Origin of the sequence: Streptomyces sp. NBC_00328, assembly GCF_036139655.1 — a bacterium.
Lineage (GTDB): Bacteria > Actinomycetota > Actinomycetes > Streptomycetales > Streptomycetaceae > Streptomyces.
Genome location: NZ_CP108013.1, coordinates 1,563,689 through 1,579,557, shown reverse-complemented (window position 1 = coordinate 1,579,557; position 15,869 = coordinate 1,563,689). Strand labels below are relative to the sequence as shown.

The window sequence follows — 15,869 nt, the reverse complement described above, 5'->3', positions numbered from 1 at the left end:
GCGGATGCGGCGCGTTCTCGGCGCTGGACGGCGACGGCCGACCCAGCGCCATCGGCCGCTGCTGGGCCACCGCGACGATGTACGCCTCGTTGTCCGCGGTGATCCGGCGCGGGCGGCCGCCCGCCCACTTCGGATCAAGGCGCAAAAGCCCGCGGTCGTTGAACGCGTGGATGACATCGCGGACGGTGTCGGGGCCGGCGGCCACCAGCGCGGGAATCGCCTCGTCGGTGTTCCCCGACGCCGAGGCCAGCACCATCATCGCGCGGCGTACCTCAATCGTGCCGTGCCGGCCCCGTCCGGTGTGCTGGCGGTGCCGTCGTTGGAACCTTCCCGCCGTATCCGTGGGCTGACGTGGATTCAGTTCCCCAGCGACGACAGGGCTGCCGCCACTCGTTCGGAGGCCTCCGGCGGGGTCGAGGCGTGCGGGGAGAGCCGGAGCGAGTCGGCGCGTACCGTCGGGGTGACGCCCTCGGCGTGCAAGGCCTTCGCGACGACGGACGGATCGTGGTCCGGCACGGTGAAGGAGAGGATGCCCGCGCGCCGTGCCGGGTCGGCGGGGGAGAGGACGCGGCCGCCGTGTTCCTCGACTGTCTCGGTGAGCTCGGCGATCCGGGTGGCGATGGCGGCCTCGATCGCCGCGACGCTGTGCCGCTCGACGAGTTCCAGCGCGGCCGCGAACGCGGCGGCCGTCACCGGGCTGAGATTGGTGATCGACCATCGCCGCGCGTCCACCGACGGCGGGTGTTCCGCGCCGTCGAAGAGACCGACGTCCTCGACGCCCGTCCAGCCGGTGAGGACCGGTTCCAGGGACTCCAGCGCGCGGTCGGACAGTGCCGCGAAACCGGTCGCCCAGCCCGCGCGCAGCCATTTCTGACCGCCCGCCACCACCACGTCGGCCGCGTCCCAGTCCATCGCGGCCACGCCGAACGCCTGGATGGCGTCCACGATCAGCAGCCGGTCCGGTCCGATCGTCTCGCGCAGTGCCGCGAGGTCGGCGCGGAATCCGGTACGGAAGTCGACGGCGCTGACGGACAGGGCGACGACGTCGTCGGTCAGGGCGGCACGGACCAGTTCGGGGGTGACCCCGCCGCCGGTCGCCGGGTCGAGCCAGCGGGGTGTGGCCCGGCCCAGGCCGGCCGTACGGCGCCACGGATAGTGGTTGGCGGGGAAGTCGGAGCGCGGCGCGAGGACCACACCCTCCGGGATGCCGAGGGCGGCGTGGAACAGTCCGGTGGAGGCGTTGGGGAGCAGCACGGTGTGCCGGCCGTCGGTGCCCGCGAGGCGCGCGGCCGTGTCCCGTGCGACCGCTTCCGCGCGCATCAGGCCGTCCACGGTGGTGTGATCGGCGCGGGCGGCCTCCTGCATGGCTCGCGCGGTGGCGGCCACGGCGTCCCGTGACGGCGGGCCGAACCGTGCGAAGTCGAGATACCCGGCGGGTGTGTCGAAGTGGGCTGCGTACGACGTGAGCACGGGCTCGTTCCTCCGGGACGGTGCGGGTAGTTCGAGATGGTTCGGGACGGTGCGGGGCGGTTCGGGACGTTCGGGACGGGCGCGTCGGCCGGGTGTGACGGCGGGTCCGCCGGGTGAGCGGTGCCGCGGGGGTGACGTGCCCGGATCACCTCTTCCCGCCGTCCCGGGCGCGTTTTCACCCGCTTGCACGGTACGCGTCGCGCTCCGCGCGCACCGGCTCGGGGGTTGGCCCCGGGTGTCGGCCCGGGGGTCGGCCCGGGGGTCGGCCGCACAGGGAACGGGACGGCCGGGCACCCCTGGGGAGTGCCCGGCCGTCCCGTTCACCGATTCCGTTCACCGATCCCGTTCGGAAGCCGAAGCCGAAGCCGAAGCCGAAGCCGTCGGCGTCGCCGGGGCTCAGTGTCCAGCGGATTCCTCGGGGCGCGCGCGGCGCGGCAGGAGGAACGCGAGCAGGAACGTCAGGGCCAGCATGCCGTCGACGATCCAGAGCAGCGTCTGCATGACGGAGCCGAAACCGCTCCGGAAGGCCGACGACGCGGTGGCCTGCAGCGCGGCGGGTATCCGGGCGCCGTCCTCGGGCGAGGTGACGGCGGAGCGGGTGTCCTTCTCCAGGCGCGCGCAGGACGCCGGGGTCGCGGCCGGGTCCTTGGCCGTGGCACGGTCCGAGGTGCAGGTGCGCAGGCCGGACACGATGCGTTCCTGGGCCGCGGGCGCGACATGCGCGGCGGTCAGCTGTCCTCGCAGGCCGTCCGAGCGCTGGTCGACGGCGGTGGCGATCCCGCCGCCCAGCAGACCGAAGAACACCGTGCCGAGGATGGCCACGCCGAAGGCGCCGCCGAGCTGCTGGACCGCGGTCATCGTGCCGGACGCCGACCCCGTCTCGTGCTGTTCCACGCTGGCGAGCACGATGTCGAAGAACGGAGCCATGAGCAGGCCCATCCCGATGCCCGTGACGAGCAGCGAGGGCAGGAGCTGCCAGGGTCCGACGCCGGACCCCGCCTGGTCGAGGGTCAGCCACACGCCGAAGACACCGAGGGCCATGACCAGCGCGCCCGCCTGGAGCACGGTCCGGCCGAACCGGACCACCCCCTGGGCGATGCCGAAGCCGACGATCATGCCGCCCGACCAGGGCACCATCACCAGGCCCGCCTTGAGCGGCGAGTAGCCGAGGCCGATCTGGGTGTACAGGTTGAAGACGAGCATGAAGCCCTGCATGGTCGAGAAGAAGACCAGCCCGAGGATCATGCCGCCGCTGAAGCCGCGCTTGCGGAACAGGCTCGGGACGACCAGCGGGTCCAGGCCGGCCCTGCTGCGCCGCGACTCGTACACCGCGAAGGCGACGAAGACGACGACGGAGGCGCCCATCATCAGGAACGTCCACACGGGCCAGTCGTACTCACGCCCCTGGACCAGCGGGAAGATGATGAGCAGCGCGGCCAGGGAGACCAGGATCATGCCGGGGATGTCGAGGCGCGGCTTGCTGTCGGACCTGCCCCTCGGCAGGTAGCGCACGGCACCGAGGATCGCCGCGGCGCCCAGTGGCAGGTTGATGAGGAAGATCATGCGCCAGCCGGTACCGAAGTAGTCGGCGTCGACCAGCCAGCCCGCCAGGATCGGTCCGCACACCGCGGACAGGCCCATGACCGGGCCGAACATGCCGAAGGCCTTCTGCGACTCCTTCGGCGGGAACATCTCCTTGATCATGCCGAGGCCCTGCGGCAGCATCACGGCGCCGAACAGTCCCTGGACGACCCGCGCGCCGATCAGCATCCCGGGGGACACGGACACCGCGCACAGCAGCGAACCCACGGTGAAGCCGGCGGCTCCGACCAGGAACATCGTGCGGCGCCCGTGAATGTCACCGAGCCGTCCTCCGGTGACGAGCCCGACGGCCATCGAGAGGGTGTACGCGGCGGCGAGCCACTGGAGTGTGGAGGCGCCGCCGCCGAGGTCGGCCCGCATGGAGGGACCGGCGATGTTCGTGACGACGGCGTCGAGGAGATCCATCACCTCGGCCGCGAGGATCACGAACAGCGCAGCCCAGCGCCACCGGTAGGGCGCTGGTGAGTCGATGGGCGTCTCGGCGGACGCGACACCGGTGGTGGACATCGGGAACTCCTCGCGAAGAGGCCGCGCCGGGGTACGGCCGGGGCGCGGTGGGGCGGATGGATGTGGCTGCCCGGCTTGACGTCACGAGGGAGAAGCAGCAGACGAGCGCCGGTGAACGCCGTTCACCTTAACAGAACAGTGCTCATCAGGAGAACGGCGTTCATTAAGATATAGCGCAACTCTGCGACGAGGACAAGATATATCGCGTTGCGTGGTGGTGAACGCCGCTCTCCAGGGGAGAACGCTGCTCTCCGGCGCCTAGACTGACGTCATGAGTGACGCGGCCGCCGGCACCCCCGAATCACCCCCGCCGTCCCCCTGGGAGCGCGAGCGTCCCGTCCGCGCCCGCGTCACCCCGGCGCGTGAGCCGCTGTCGCGCGAACGCATCGTCGAGGCCGCCTTCGTCGTGCTGGACCGGTCCGGTCTCGACAAGCTGTCGATGCGTCAGGTGGCGGCCGAACTGGAGGTCGCGGTCTCCGCCCTCTACGCCTACGTCCGTTCCAAGGACGACCTCCTGGAGCTGATGTACACCCGGCTCTTCGCCAGCTTCACGCTGCCCGAGCCCGACCCCGAGCGGTGGCAGGAACAGGTGCGGGACTACGCGCGCTCCTGGCGGTGGCGTCTGCTGTCCCACCGTGACATGGCCAGGATCTCCATGGCGCACGTCCCCTTCACCGCCGAGCTGCTGCCGTACGTCGAGTCGTTGCTCGCCATCTTCCGGACCGCGGGACTGCCCGACCGCATCGCGGCGGAGGCCGGTGACCTCATCTCCACCTACATCGACGGGTTCGTCCTGGAGGAGGGCATGTGGCAGGACCGGGCCGCCCAGCACGCCGGCGGCGGCTCGATGGCCCGCCCCGACTGGCGTGAGATGGCCGACGAGATGCAGAACTACTTCGCGTCCCTGCCCGAAGAGGACTTCCCCCATCTGCGAGCCCTGTCCGGGACGATGGTGACGGACTCCTCCGACGAGAGGTTCGACATCGGTCTGGAGATCATCCTGCGTGGCCTGGCGAGCTATCTCCCGGACCGCAAGGCCTGAGCCCGGGGCGGACCGTCGTGGATCCGCTCCGCCCCTCTCGGCTCAGTTGTTCCAGCTCTCGTCGTACGGATCGTGCGGCGTCGGGACCGGCCTCGCCGAGCTGACGTCGAGGTACGGGATGAGCCCGCCGTTGACCGGGTCCTTCGTGCGCTTGGGCGTGTAGCGGCCGGTGACTTCGAGCCAGGTGTCCGGCCGCAGGACGGGCGGTGTCCGTCCGGACAGGCCGATCTTGACCGGCTGGGCGTCGGCGGCACAGCAGTTGAGGGCCATGCGGACGAGATAGGGAGCGCCGGCGCTGTCGAGCGCGACGAAGCCGGTGATCTTGACCTGCCGGCCGTCGAGGGAGCGGCCGTGGCCGTACGCCGCCCTGCTCGCGTAGTCGACCAGCCCGAGGGGGACCGGGTCACCGGCGGGCAGCTTGGCGTAGCCGAAGGGGGCCTGGAGTGCCGTACCGGTGCGCATCGCGCTGTAGGAGCCGAGGGCGGGCGGGGCGACCAGGATGAGCGCGAGCAGCGGGAGGACGAGGAGCCACGAGATCCGCGGTTCCCGATGCGCGTGCCCGTGCCCGTCCTCGGCGTCCTGCGCGTGTCCGTGTCCGTGCCCGGTGTCCTGCTCCTGCCCGTGGCCGTGCTCGGCGTCTTCGTGCCCGTGCCCGTCCTCGGCGTCGTGTCCGTCGCCGGACCGGTCGGCGGAGGCCTTCCGGTGTTCGCGTACCTCGTACCAGACCGTGGCGAGGGCCGTGACGATGAGCACCACACCGGCCGCGAGCAGCAGGGGCCGCAACCCGGCCTTGACGTACCGCAGATAGAGATCCGTGACGCTCGCGTGCAGCACCGCCGCGCCGAGGAGGAAGAGCACGGCCGCCTGGGCCTGCCTGTTCACAGGAGTACCGCCCCGATCAGTACGGACATGAGGATCGCCAGGGCGAAGGTGGTGGGTGCGAACCGTGCCGCGAACCCGCGGCCGAACGTGCCGACCTGCATGGCGAAGAGCTTCAGGTCGATCATCGGGCCGACGACGAGGAACGCCAGCCGGGCGGTGAGCGAGAACTGGGTCAGCGAGGCGGCCACGAACGCATCGGCCTCGGAGCAGATCGACAGGAGCACGGCCAGGATCGCCAGGGCCAGGACAGACACCACCGGATTCCCGGCCGCGGCGTGCAGCCAGCTCGCCGGTACGACGGACTTGAGCGTGGCGGCGGCCATCGCGCCCAGCACGAGGAACCCGCCCGCGTGCACGACGTCGTGCCGCACCGAGCCCCAGAACGCGGCCCCCTTGCCGAGGCCGTCGTGCGCGGGGCGGGCCGGCGGACGCAGCCAGTCGGTGCGGCCCAGACGCTGCCACAGCCAGCCCATCGAACAGGCCACGAGGAGACTGGCCACGAAGCGGGCGAGAACCATCTCGGGGTCGCGGGGGAAGGCGACGGCCGTCGCGGTCAGCACGATCGGGTTGATCGCCGGAGCGGACAGCAGGAACGCCAGGGCCGCGGCCGGAGTGACCCCGCGGCGCACCAGCGCCCCCGCGACCGGTACGGACGCGCACTCGCAGCCGGGCAGGACCGCCCCGGCCATCCCCGCGACCGGCACCGCGAGCGCCGGCCGCTTCGGCAGCGCGCGGGCGAAGAACGACGGCGGGACGAACACCGCGATGACCGCGGACAGCAGGACGCCGAGGACGAGGAAGGGCAGCGCCTGGACCACCACCGCGACGAACACGGTCATCCAGCTCTGCATCACCGGTGCGGACAGCGCTCCGCGGATCGGCCCCTGCGACGCGACGACCAGCAGCAGGAGCATGGTCAGGGCGAGCGGGGAGTCGAGGTGCCAGCCCTGCCGGCCCTGGTCGTCCGCGTCCCGCCGCCGGACCGGCGGCGGGGCTTCCTTGGTGACGGTCATGCGCGAGGTACCTCCGGTCGGGGAAGGGCGCGGCCGAGGATGCCCTCCCGCTCTGAATACGCCGGTCCGGCCACAGCTTCTCACCGCGTGACGAGGGGATTGCCCGCGCCCGGGGGTTTCTTGACCTTCACCGGACCGGGGGCGCCGGTGCGCACCGCGCGTGGAGGTCGTGTCACATCTCTTTACGTGGCTGTCATGGACCTGTAGCTTCCGGGCCGCAAACCCTTTCAGGAACTTGCCGGTTCTTCTTGCAAGGCAACTCCCCTTCCCCTCACCCGCATTGGAGCCGCACCATGCGCCGCAGACGTCAACGACCACCGCTGAGAGTGCTCATGGCGCTCCTGGCGGTGACCGGACTGTTCGGACTCACCCCGCCGGACACGGGGGCCGTCCCCGTGGAGAGCACGGCCGCCACCTCCACGACGGCGACCGTCTTCTACTACACGAAGACCAAGAACTGGCCGACCACCTACCTGCACTACGCCCCGGACGGCGGTTCCTGGACCACCGTGCCGGGAGTGCAGATGGAGGCGGCCTGCACGGACTGGGTGAAGAAGACCGTCGACCTCGGCTCGGCCACCGGGCTCCAGGCCACCTTCAACAACGGAAGCGGCACCTGGGACAACAACGGCGGCGGCAACTACGCGCTGGGCACCGGCACCATCACCGTCAAGGACGGTGTCATCGCCCACAGCGACCCGTGCGCCGATACCGGTACGGGCAGCGGCAACCAGGCCACCGTGTACTACTCGACCGCCACCTCCGGCTGGACCACGGCCAACATCCACTACGCGCCCACCGGCGGCTCCTGGACCACGGTCCCCGGCGTCGGCATGGAGACCGCCTGCACCGGCTGGTGGAAGAAGACCCTCGACATCGGTACGGCGTCCTCGCTCAAGGCGGCCTTCAACAACGGCAACGGCGTCTGGGACAACAACAACGGCACCGACTACGCGATCCAGGCCGGCACCACGACGGTGAAGGACCGGACCGTCACCGCCGACGCCAAGGACCCGTGCGCCGCCGAAGAGCCCGACACCGAGGCACCGACCGCGCCCGCGAAGGTCACGGCGACCGCCACCAACACCTCGGTGGTCGTGAGCTGGGACCCGGCGACCGACGACACCGCCGTGACGAAGTACCAACTCACGCGTACCGGCGGCACCAAGGGAAGCGTCGTCACCGATGTCGGCTCGACGGTGTACTCCGACACGGGGCTTGAGGAGAAGACCCAGTACACCTACACGGTGAAGGCCGTCGACGCGGCCGGGAACACCTCGCCCGCCTCCGCCGCGGCCACCGTCACGACCGGGGAGAAGGCTCCCGCACCGGCCTCGGGGACGCCGCTCGGCACCGACCCGCGCAAGGACCCGATCTACTTCGTCCTCACCGCCCGCTTCTACGACGGCGACAGCTCCAACGACCGCGGCGGCAGCCAGGACGTCAAGTCGGGCAACGCGGCCAACAACGACCCGATGTTCCGCGGCGACTTCAAGGGTCTCGTCGGCAAACTCGACTACATCAAGGCGCTCGGGTTCTCGGCCGTCTGGATCACCCCGGTGGTCCTCAACCGCTCCGACTACGACTACCACGGCTATCACGGCTACGACTTCTACAAGGTCGACCCGCGCCTGGAGTCGGCCGGCGCCTCCTACCAGGACCTGATCAACGCGGCCCACGCCAAGGGCATGAAGATCTACCAGGACGTCGTCTACAACCACAGCTCCCGCTGGGGCGCCAAGGGCCTGTTCACCCCGACCGTCTACGGCGTGCGCGACTCCCAGTGGAGCTGGTACTACGACGAGAAGAACGAGGGCTTCGAGTACGACGGCCTCACCGTCGAGCCCAAGTCGGGGAAGTCGTACTACAACGGCGACCTGTGGTCGACCGCCGAACCCTCCGGCAACACCTGCCTCAACTGGGGCAAGCCCACCGGAGGCAAGAGCGCCGAGGGCTACACCGTGTACAACTGCCAGTGGCCCAGCCCCACTTCGGGCATGTTCCCGAAGGCGTACTACCACCAGTGCTGGATCGGGAACTGGGAGGGCGAGGACTCCCGTTCGTGCTGGCTGCACGAGGACCTCGCCGACTTCAACACCGAGAACGCCACCGTCCAGAACTACTTGATCGGCGCGTACGACAAGTACATCGACATGGGCGTCGACGGATTCCGAGTCGACACGGCCGTCCACATCCCGCGCGTCACCTGGAACCGCCGCTTCCTGCCCGCCATCTACGACCGGGTCACCCAGCGGTTCGGCACGGACGCCGCGAAGAACTTCTTCGTCTTCGGCGAGGTGGGCGCCTTCGTCAACGACAAGTGGAACCGTGGCTCGGTGAACCACTCCGCGCAGTTCTTCACCTGGAAGGAACGCAAGGACTACAGCGCCGACGACGAGACGGCCGCCATCGAGCAGTACAACTACGAGGAGCAGCTCGGCACCGGCAGCCAGCCGACCTCGGCCAACGCCTTCCTGAGCGGGAACAGCTACCACACCCCGGACCGCAGCCAGTTCTCCGGGATGAACATCATCGACATGCGCATGCACATGAACTTCGGTGACGCGCAGAACGCCTACAGCAACGGCAAGGACTCCGACGACTCCGTCAACGACGCCACGTACAACGTCGTCTACGTCGACAGTCACGACTACGGACCGAACAAGTCGAGCACGCGCTACAGCGGCGGCACCGACGCCTGGGCCGAGAACATGTCCCTGATGTGGACCTTCCGCGGCATTCCCACGCTCTACTACGGATCGGAGATCGAGTTCCAGGCGGGCAAGCAGATCGACTGCGGGCCGACCTGCCCGCTGGCGACGACCGGGCGCGCCTACTACGGCGACCATCTCGCGGGGAGCGTCACGGCCTCCGATTTCGGCAAGGCCGACTCCGCGAGCGGTGAGGTCGCGACGACCCTCGCGCAGCCGCTGGTCAAGCACCTCCAGCGGCTCAACCAGATCCGCCGGGCGATCCCGGCCCTCCAGTCGGGGCAGTACTCGACGGACGGCATCAGCGGCTCGATGGCCTTCAAGCGCCGCTACACCAGCGGGTCCACCGACAGCTTCGCCCTCGTCACGGTCACCGGCGACGCGACGTTCACCGGCATCCCGAACGGCACCTACACGGACGCCGTCACCGGCGCGGTGAAGACCGTCACCGGCGGCACGCTGTCGGTGGCCGCGCCGGGGAAGGGGAACCTGCGGGTCTACGTGCTGAACGGTCCCGGAAAGATCGGAACGGACGGGCCCTACCTCAAGTAGCCCGCGACCGTCGGACCCGTACGGAAGCGGCGGTCACCGTGGTCCCGCCCGGGCGCCCCACGCCCGGGCGGGACACCCGGCCCCGCCGCCACCGCAGCCGGCGGGGCCCAGGATGAATGGCGTGCGGAGCGCTGGGTACGCGACCGTCGACATGCCCGGGAGCGAGACCGGCCCGGGTGGCCGCCCGCCCGCCACGATCCGGGGATCTGCCATGGACACGCCCTTGAACAACAACCACCCCACCGCACCCGCGGCGACACCCGCACAGGAGGCGCTGGACACCCTCGCCGTGGACACCGACGACACCGCCGCGCTGGACACCCTCGCCGGCAGCGACGTCCTGGTGCCCGTGCCGGACGACGCCTCGGACGAGGACATCGCCGACCCTCACGCCGTGGCACTGCCCGTCCTGGACGACCCGGAAGGCGGACAGGTGGTTCCGGTGTTCACCTCGGAGCTGGAACTGGCCGAGCTCCTGCCCTCCGTCTCCCGCTACCGTCTCGTGCCCCTGGCCGCGCTCGCCTCCCAGTGGCCCTCGGGCGATCTGGACCTCGTCATCGACGCGGCCTCACCGCACGGCCTCACGCTCACCTCCGAGGGAGTGCGCACGCTGCTGGCGCGATAGCGGCGAAGGGCGGGGCGGGCGGATCAGCCGTTCAGCATGCGGGCGAGCGCGGACCGCTGAAGGGGGAGTACCTCGGCGTGCAGCTCGCGGCCCTTTCGGGTGAGCGCGACCCACACGCCGCGGCGGTCCTCCTGGCACATCGTGCGTTCCACCAGGCCGTCCTTCTCCAGCCGGCCGATGAGACGGGACAGCGCGCTCTGGCTCAGATGGACCCGGTCCGCGATGTTCTGCACCCGGCAATGCTCGCCGGGCTCCGTGACCGTCTCCGAGACGAGGATGTCCAGGACCTCGAAGTCACTGGCTCCCAGGCCGTGCGGGTGCAGCACGCGGTCGATCTCGCACATCGTGCGGGCGTGCACCGAGAGGATGTCCCGCCACTGGTCCTCCAGCCGGGAACCGGGCGTCTTCGTTGCCATAACTGAACGGTAACAGAGATCCGGCCACTAGTTGAGTGTGCAATTAGTGTGCCTGCATCCAGTCGCCCCGCCCGTTTCCGGCCCGCGCCCCCGTCAGGTGGTGGGGTCCTCGATGAGCCCGTACTGGTTGCCTTCCGCGTCCTTCACCGACGCGACCAGTCGGCCGTTGCCCACGTCCTGGAGCTCCTGGAGCGTCTCGGCGCCCGCTGCGAGCAGGGCCGCCAGGGTCGCCTTGATGTCGTCGACGTGCCAGTAGGGGACCGGCCCGGTCAGGCCCTTGGAGTGGCCGTTCGGGTCGAGGCCGACATCCTGGCCCGCGTCCTTGAAGCCGACGTAGTACGGCTCGTCCACATAGGGCTCCACCCCCAGCAGCTGGGTGAACAGGGCCTTCGCCTTCGCGATGTCCTTGACGGGGTAGATGATGGTCTTGACTCCGGCGGTCATCTCGACTCCTGTGCGGTGCGTGGCGGCCGTGGCGGCCGGATGTGGTGCCGTCGGCGGTCCGGCGGCCCTTTCACGCTAAGCCGGGGCAGGCGGGTACGGCTTCTCGAATCCTGACCGGTGCGGCTCTCAGGTGGACTCGCGGCGCACCAGCTCCGTCGGCAGGATCACCGCCGCCGGATCCTCGCCGCCGATCTGGGCGAGGAGGACCCGGACCATCTCGGAGCTGATGCGGTCCCAGGGCTGGCGGATGGTGGTGAGGGCCGGGGTCGCGGCCGTCGCGGCGGGGGAGTCGTCGAAGCCGCCGACCGCGACGTCCTCCGGGACCCGGCGGCCCGCCTTGCGCAGCGCGGTCAGCACGCCCTGGGCCATCAGGTCCGACGCGACGAACACGGCGTCCATGTCCGGTGCGCGGTCCAGGAGCTGTTCGGCGCCCGCCTCGCCGCTGGCGCGACTGTAGTCGCCGGAGGCGATGAGACGGTCGTCGGCCTCGACGCCCGCCTCGGCGAGCACCTCCCGGTAGCCCGCCAGACGCTCGACACCGCCGGGGGTGTCCAGCGGGCCGGTGACCATGCCGATCCGGCGCCGCCCGAGGGAGAGCAGGTGCGTGACCATGTCCCGGGCGCCGTCGCGGTCGTCGGCGGCCACGTAACTCACCTTGGAACCGAGGCCGATGGGCTTGCCGCAGGCGACGAGCGGCACGCCCGCCTCGCGCAGTTCCTCGGCGACCGGATCGCCGGAGTGGCTGGAGACCAGCAGCACTCCGTCGACGTGGCCGGCCGTGATGTACCGCGTGATGCGCCGCCGCTCGTCCTTGGTGCCGGCGAGCATCAGCAGGAGCGGCACGTCGTGCGCGGCGAGTGCCTGGGTGCAGCCGCGCAGCAGGACGTTGAAGTTCGGGTCCTCGAAGAACCGCTCCTGCGGCTCGGTCAGCAGGAAGCCGACCGAGTCGGACCGTCCGGTGATCAGGGAGCGGGCGTGCCGGTTCACGACGTAGCCCGTCCTGCGGATGGCGGCGTTGACCGCCTCTGCCGCCGAGGGGCTGACGTAGTGCCCGCCGTTGAGGACGCGTGAGACGGTGCCCCTCGAGACACCCGCCTCGCGCGCGACGTCGTGGATCGTCGGCGGCTTGCGCCGGCCCCCCGTGTTGCTCATGGTCATGACTTTACGGCTCCGGACAGCAGGTCGAGGCTCCAGAAGCGCTGGATGACCAGGAACAGCGCGACCAGCGGGATGATCGCCAGCAGGGCGCCGGTGATGACCAGGGTGTACAGGGCCGGGGTGTTGGAGCCCTGTTCGAGGAGCGTGAACAGGCCGAGGGTGATCGGGAACTTCTCGTCGTCGCTGAGCATGATGTAGGGGAGCAGGAAGTTGTTCCACACGGCGACGAACTGGAACAGGAACACCGTCACCAGGCCGGGCACCATCATCGGCAGCGCGACCCGGGTGAAGATCCGCCACTCGCCCGCGCCGTCCATCCGGCCGGCCTCGACCACGTCACCGGGGACGGCCGCGGCGGCGTAGATCCGGGCGAGGTAGACGCCGTACGGGGACAGGACGAGCGGCAGCAGCACGGAGGCGTACGAATCCGTCAGGTCCGCCTTGGCGAGGAGCAGGTACTGCGGGATCGCGAGGATCACCGGCGGCATCAGCACGCCCGCCAAGAGGACGCTGAAGATGGTCTCGCGGCCCCGGAAGCGGTAGATCGCGAGCGCGTAGCCGCTGATCGCCGAGACGGCCGTTGACAGAAGGGCGCCGAGCCCGGCGTAGAGGGCGGAGTTGCCCATCCACTTCCAGTAGATGCCGTCACGGTAGGCGTTGAGGTCCGTGACGTTCTGGGTGAAGCCGGTGCCCGGCAGGAACGTGAACGTCGAGAACAGCTCGCGGCCCGACTTGGTGGCCGCTATCACCACCCAGGCGACGGGCAGCAGACAGTAGAGCGCGCCGAGCAGCAGGGTGAGGGTCGGTACCAGGGCGATCCGGCCGCGCAGGGGCGGCCCTTGGGCGGTGCCGGGGGTGGTGCCCGCGGCCGGAGCGGCCTTGCGGACGGCAAGAGAACTCATCGTGCTTCCTCCTGCTTGGTACGGGAGTTCGCGGCGCGCAGGAAACCGAAGGACAGCACCAGCGTGACCGCGGCGATGATCACTGCCTCGGCGGCGGCCGCGTAGATGTCACCGGTGTTGAACGCGTCCCGGTAGACCTTCATCAGCGGACTCCAGGTCGTGGAGACGGAGTTGGTGAGGGGTTTGAGGGTGGTCGGCTCGCTGAACACCTGGAGCGTGGCGATGATCGAGAAGAAGAAGGTGAGCACCAGGGAGGGCGCCACCATCGGGATCTTGATCCGCAGGGCGGTCTGCAGCGGGGTGGCGCCGTCCAGCTTCGCCGCCTCGCGCACCTCGGCCGGGATGGCCTGGAGCGAGGTGTAGATGACGATCATGTTGAAGCCGGTGCCGCCCCAGACCGCGATGTTCGACAGCGCGAGGAACAGCGGGCCGCCGTCCAGCAGGTTCGGCTGCGGCAGTCCCAGCCTGTCGAGGACGAAGTAGAAGGGGCTGACGTCCGGGAGGTAGAGGAACCCCCACAGCAGGGCGGCCACGACGCCGGGGATGGCGTACGGCAGGAAGATCGCGAGCCGGGTGAAGGGGGCCAGGCGTACCTTCTCCGCGTCGAGCATCAGCGCGAAGAGCAGCGCGAGGCCGAGCATCACCGGCACCACGATGGCGCCATAGCCCGCCACGCGCAGCGCACCGGCGACCAGTTCGCTGTCGGTCAGCGCGTCGGCGTAGTTCCCGATGCCCGCCCAGACTTCTTTGCGGGCACCGGCGCCCAGGCCGAGGCCCTTGACCTGGACCTTGTGCAGGCTCAGCCAGATCGCGTAGCCGATGGGCAGCGCGAAGAAGAGGACGAAGAGGATCGCCGCGGGGAGGAGGAAACCGTACGGGGCCCCCTTGACCCCGTACGGCTTCCGGCGTGCCTTGGTCACTGAGCGACCCCGAAGCCCTGCTTCTTGAGGTCGGCGACGGTGGCGTCCTGCATGGTCGTCAGAGCGGTACCGAAGTCCGACTTGTTCTTGGCGGCGGCGCCGAAGGCGTCGTTGAAGGTCGTGTAGGCGACGTTCACGTTCGGGCCCCACGCGGACGGGGCGGTGGTCTTCGCGATCTCCGAGGCCTTGGTGTAGAAGTCCGGCTGGTTGGAGAAGAAGGCCGGCGGCTGCGCGAACGCGTCACCGCTCTGGGCGCTGGTGGACGCCGGGTAGATGCCGCTCTCCTTCGCCAGCGCGGCCACCGCCTGCGGGTCGGTGTTCAGCCAGGCGGCGAACTTCGCGGCGGCCGCCTTGTGCGGGGAGTCCGTGGTGACGGCGGTCGAGGAGCCGCCCCAGCTGCCGGTGACGTTCTCGCCGGCCGACCACTGCGGCAGCGGGGCCATCGCCCACTTGCCCGTGGTCTGCGGGGCCGCCGTGGTCAGGGTGCCGGGCGCCCACACCGCGCTGACCCAGGCGATCTGCTTGCCGGTGTTCAGCGCCTTGTTCCAGGCCGGCTGGTACATCGGCTGGTTGTCGATCGCGCCCTCCTTGACGAGACCGCCCCAGAAGTCGGCGACCTTCTGGGTGGCCGCGTCGTCGATACCGACCTTCCACTTGTCGCCGGAGGTGGTCCACCACTTGGCGCCGGCCTGCTGGGCCAGACCCGCGAACAGGCCGGAGTCGTTGGCGGAGAAGGTGGTGAGCGCCTTGTCCGGGGCCTTCTTCTTCAGTGCGCGGGCGGTCTCGGCGAACTGCTCCCAGGTGGTCGGAACGGTCAGGCCGTACTTCTTGAACAGGTCCGCGCGGTAGTAGAACATCATCGGGCCGATGTCCTGCGGGATCGCGTAGACCGCGTCCGTCCCCAGCGTCGTCTGCTGCCAGACGCCGTCGGCGAACTTGGACTTGGCCTCCTTGGACTCGGCGGCTATGTCGGCGAGCGCGTCATTGCTGACCAGGGTCGGCAGCGCCTGGTACTCGGCCTGGACCAGGTCCGGTGCCTTCTTCGCCTTGTGCGCGGTGAGGATCTTGGTGACGAGCGTGTCGCCGGACGCCTGCTTCTTCACCGTGACGGTGATCTGCTGCTTCTTCCCCGGCCCCTTGTTCCAGAGGTCGACGACCTTGTCCATGCCCGGCGCCCAGGTCCAGAACGTCAGTGTCGCGGGTCCGGACTGGGATTCGCTCTTGTCGTCGTCGGACGAGCCGCAGGCGACGAGTGAGGTGGCGCCGAGGACGACGGCGATGGTGCTGGCCACGAGGCGGTTGTGCTTCGTGTTGGGCATGGAACGTTCTCCCCTGACCTGGGCCTCCGCCTGCTGCGGAGGCCTGCCCTGTTCTTGCGCGATTCGCTTGCGGGGGTGCGCCGGCCGGTACCGGTGACCGCGAGCGCACGCCGGGCCCTGGGGCCTTCACGCGCTCGCCTGCCGACACCTGAGCGTCCCTTCGGCTCACTCGCGGTGCTTCTGTGAGCGTTCACAGTAGAGAAACATCCCGGACACTTGTCAATGGTTGTTGCTGTGCGGTTATGTTGGACTCACGCCGCTGGCGTTGTGTGTGCACGTTCCCAAATGATCGATTACATGGGAGAG

General features: G+C 69.9%; 13 protein-coding genes and 1 pseudogene. 3 read left to right on the top strand and 11 right to left on the bottom strand.

The window, feature by feature from the left end:
- Positions 1-97: 97 nt before the first annotated feature.
- The 3 genes and pseudogenes from OG485_RS43945 to OG485_RS06720 all read right to left on the bottom strand — a co-directional run.
- Positions 98-256 (bottom strand): annotated as a pseudogene (locus OG485_RS43945) (helix-turn-helix domain-containing protein); the annotation flags it as partial.
- 101 nt (positions 257-357) lie between these two features.
- On the bottom strand, positions 358-1,470 hold the full coding sequence (locus OG485_RS06725; protein WP_328665067.1) for an aminotransferase class V-fold PLP-dependent enzyme: 1,113 nt from the start codon (positions 1,468-1,470) through the stop codon (positions 358-360).
- Positions 1,471-1,866: 396 nt separating this feature from the next.
- Positions 1,867-3,579, bottom strand: coding sequence for an MFS transporter (locus OG485_RS06720; protein ID WP_328665066.1), 1,713 nt, complete (start codon positions 3,577-3,579; stop codon positions 1,867-1,869).
- A 271-nt stretch (positions 3,580-3,850) separates the two neighbouring features.
- Between OG485_RS06720 and OG485_RS06715 the strand changes: the two genes are divergently transcribed.
- Positions 3,851-4,621 (top strand): TetR/AcrR family transcriptional regulator, encoded by a 771-nt coding sequence (locus OG485_RS06715; RefSeq protein WP_328665065.1) that lies wholly within the window; start codon positions 3,851-3,853, stop codon positions 4,619-4,621.
- 42 nt (positions 4,622-4,663) lie between these two features.
- Here the strand turns inward: OG485_RS06715 and OG485_RS06710 are convergent, their stop codons facing one another.
- Both OG485_RS06710 and OG485_RS06705 read right to left on the bottom strand, forming a co-directional pair.
- Positions 4,664-5,503: a TIGR03943 family putative permease subunit gene (locus tag OG485_RS06710; RefSeq protein WP_328665064.1), complete on the bottom strand. Its 840-nt coding sequence runs from the start codon at positions 5,501-5,503 to the stop codon at positions 4,664-4,666.
- A complete protein-coding gene (locus OG485_RS06705; protein ID WP_328665063.1) occupies positions 5,500-6,516 on the bottom strand; it encodes a permease in 1,017 nt (338 codons plus the stop codon). The genes OG485_RS06710 and OG485_RS06705 overlap by 4 nt, the downstream gene beginning before the upstream one ends.
- Before the next feature lie 293 nt (positions 6,517-6,809).
- Between OG485_RS06705 and OG485_RS06700 the strand changes: the two genes are divergently transcribed.
- Together OG485_RS06700 and OG485_RS06695 are read left to right on the top strand one after the other, a co-directional pair.
- The gene (locus OG485_RS06700) at positions 6,810-9,779 is read left to right on the top strand and encodes a carbohydrate binding domain-containing protein (protein WP_328665062.1); all 2,970 of its coding nucleotides are present in this window, start codon (positions 6,810-6,812) and stop codon (positions 9,777-9,779) included.
- 211 nt (positions 9,780-9,990) lie between these two features.
- Positions 9,991-10,404, top strand: a complete 414-nt coding sequence (locus tag OG485_RS06695) for an SseB family protein (RefSeq protein ID WP_328665061.1) — start codon at positions 9,991-9,993, stop codon at positions 10,402-10,404.
- Between the two features lie 23 nt (positions 10,405-10,427).
- Here OG485_RS06695 and OG485_RS06690 read toward each other — a convergent pair whose 3' ends face one another.
- The 6 genes from OG485_RS06690 to OG485_RS06665 form a co-directional block, all read right to left on the bottom strand.
- Positions 10,428-10,820, bottom strand: a complete 393-nt coding sequence (locus tag OG485_RS06690) for a MarR family winged helix-turn-helix transcriptional regulator (protein WP_328455567.1) — start codon at positions 10,818-10,820, stop codon at positions 10,428-10,430.
- A gap of 93 nt (positions 10,821-10,913) precedes the next feature.
- The gene (locus OG485_RS06685) at positions 10,914-11,264 is read right to left on the bottom strand and encodes a VOC family protein (protein ID WP_328665060.1); all 351 of its coding nucleotides are present in this window, start codon (positions 11,262-11,264) and stop codon (positions 10,914-10,916) included.
- Positions 11,265-11,390: 126 nt separating this feature from the next.
- Entirely contained in the window at positions 11,391-12,422 is a 1,032-nt protein-coding gene (locus tag OG485_RS06680; protein WP_328665059.1) for a LacI family DNA-binding transcriptional regulator, read from the bottom strand.
- Positions 12,419-13,324 carry a carbohydrate ABC transporter permease gene (locus OG485_RS06675; protein WP_326789429.1) on the bottom strand — a complete coding sequence of 302 codons (906 nt, stop codon included), beginning with the start codon at positions 13,322-13,324 and terminating at the stop codon, positions 12,419-12,421. Before OG485_RS06675 ends, OG485_RS06680 begins: the two co-directional genes overlap by 4 nt.
- A complete protein-coding gene (locus OG485_RS06670; protein WP_328665058.1) occupies positions 13,321-14,244 on the bottom strand; it encodes a carbohydrate ABC transporter permease in 924 nt (307 codons plus the stop codon). The genes OG485_RS06675 and OG485_RS06670 overlap by 4 nt, the downstream gene beginning before the upstream one ends.
- Positions 14,241-15,563, bottom strand: a complete 1,323-nt coding sequence (locus tag OG485_RS06665) for an extracellular solute-binding protein (RefSeq protein WP_328665057.1) — start codon at positions 15,561-15,563, stop codon at positions 14,241-14,243. Before OG485_RS06665 ends, OG485_RS06670 begins: the two co-directional genes overlap by 4 nt.
- Positions 15,564-15,869 lie beyond the last annotated feature (306 nt).

Coding starts and splice junctions, on each gene's coding strand:
- OG485_RS06720 (WP_328665066.1), bottom strand. CDS start 3,579: ATGTCCACCACCGGTGTCGCGTCCGCCGAGACGCCCATCGACTCACCA.
- OG485_RS06715 (WP_328665065.1), top strand. CDS start 3,851: ATGAGTGACGCGGCCGCCGGCACCCCCGAATCACCCCCGCCGTCCCCC.
- OG485_RS06705 (WP_328665063.1), bottom strand. CDS start 6,516: ATGACCGTCACCAAGGAAGCCCCGCCGCCGGTCCGGCGGCGGGACGCG.
- OG485_RS06700 (WP_328665062.1), top strand. CDS start 6,810: ATGCGCCGCAGACGTCAACGACCACCGCTGAGAGTGCTCATGGCGCTC.
- OG485_RS06695 (WP_328665061.1), top strand. CDS start 9,991: ATGGACACGCCCTTGAACAACAACCACCCCACCGCACCCGCGGCGACA.
- OG485_RS06690 (WP_328455567.1), bottom strand. CDS start 10,820: ATGGCAACGAAGACGCCCGGTTCCCGGCTGGAGGACCAGTGGCGGGAC.
- OG485_RS06685 (WP_328665060.1), bottom strand. CDS start 11,264: ATGACCGCCGGAGTCAAGACCATCATCTACCCCGTCAAGGACATCGCG.
- OG485_RS06680 (WP_328665059.1), bottom strand. CDS start 12,422: ATGACCATGAGCAACACGGGGGGCCGGCGCAAGCCGCCGACGATCCAC.
- OG485_RS06675 (WP_326789429.1), bottom strand. CDS start 13,324: ATGAGTTCTCTTGCCGTCCGCAAGGCCGCTCCGGCCGCGGGCACCACC.
- OG485_RS06665 (WP_328665057.1), bottom strand. CDS start 15,563: ATGCCCAACACGAAGCACAACCGCCTCGTGGCCAGCACCATCGCCGTC.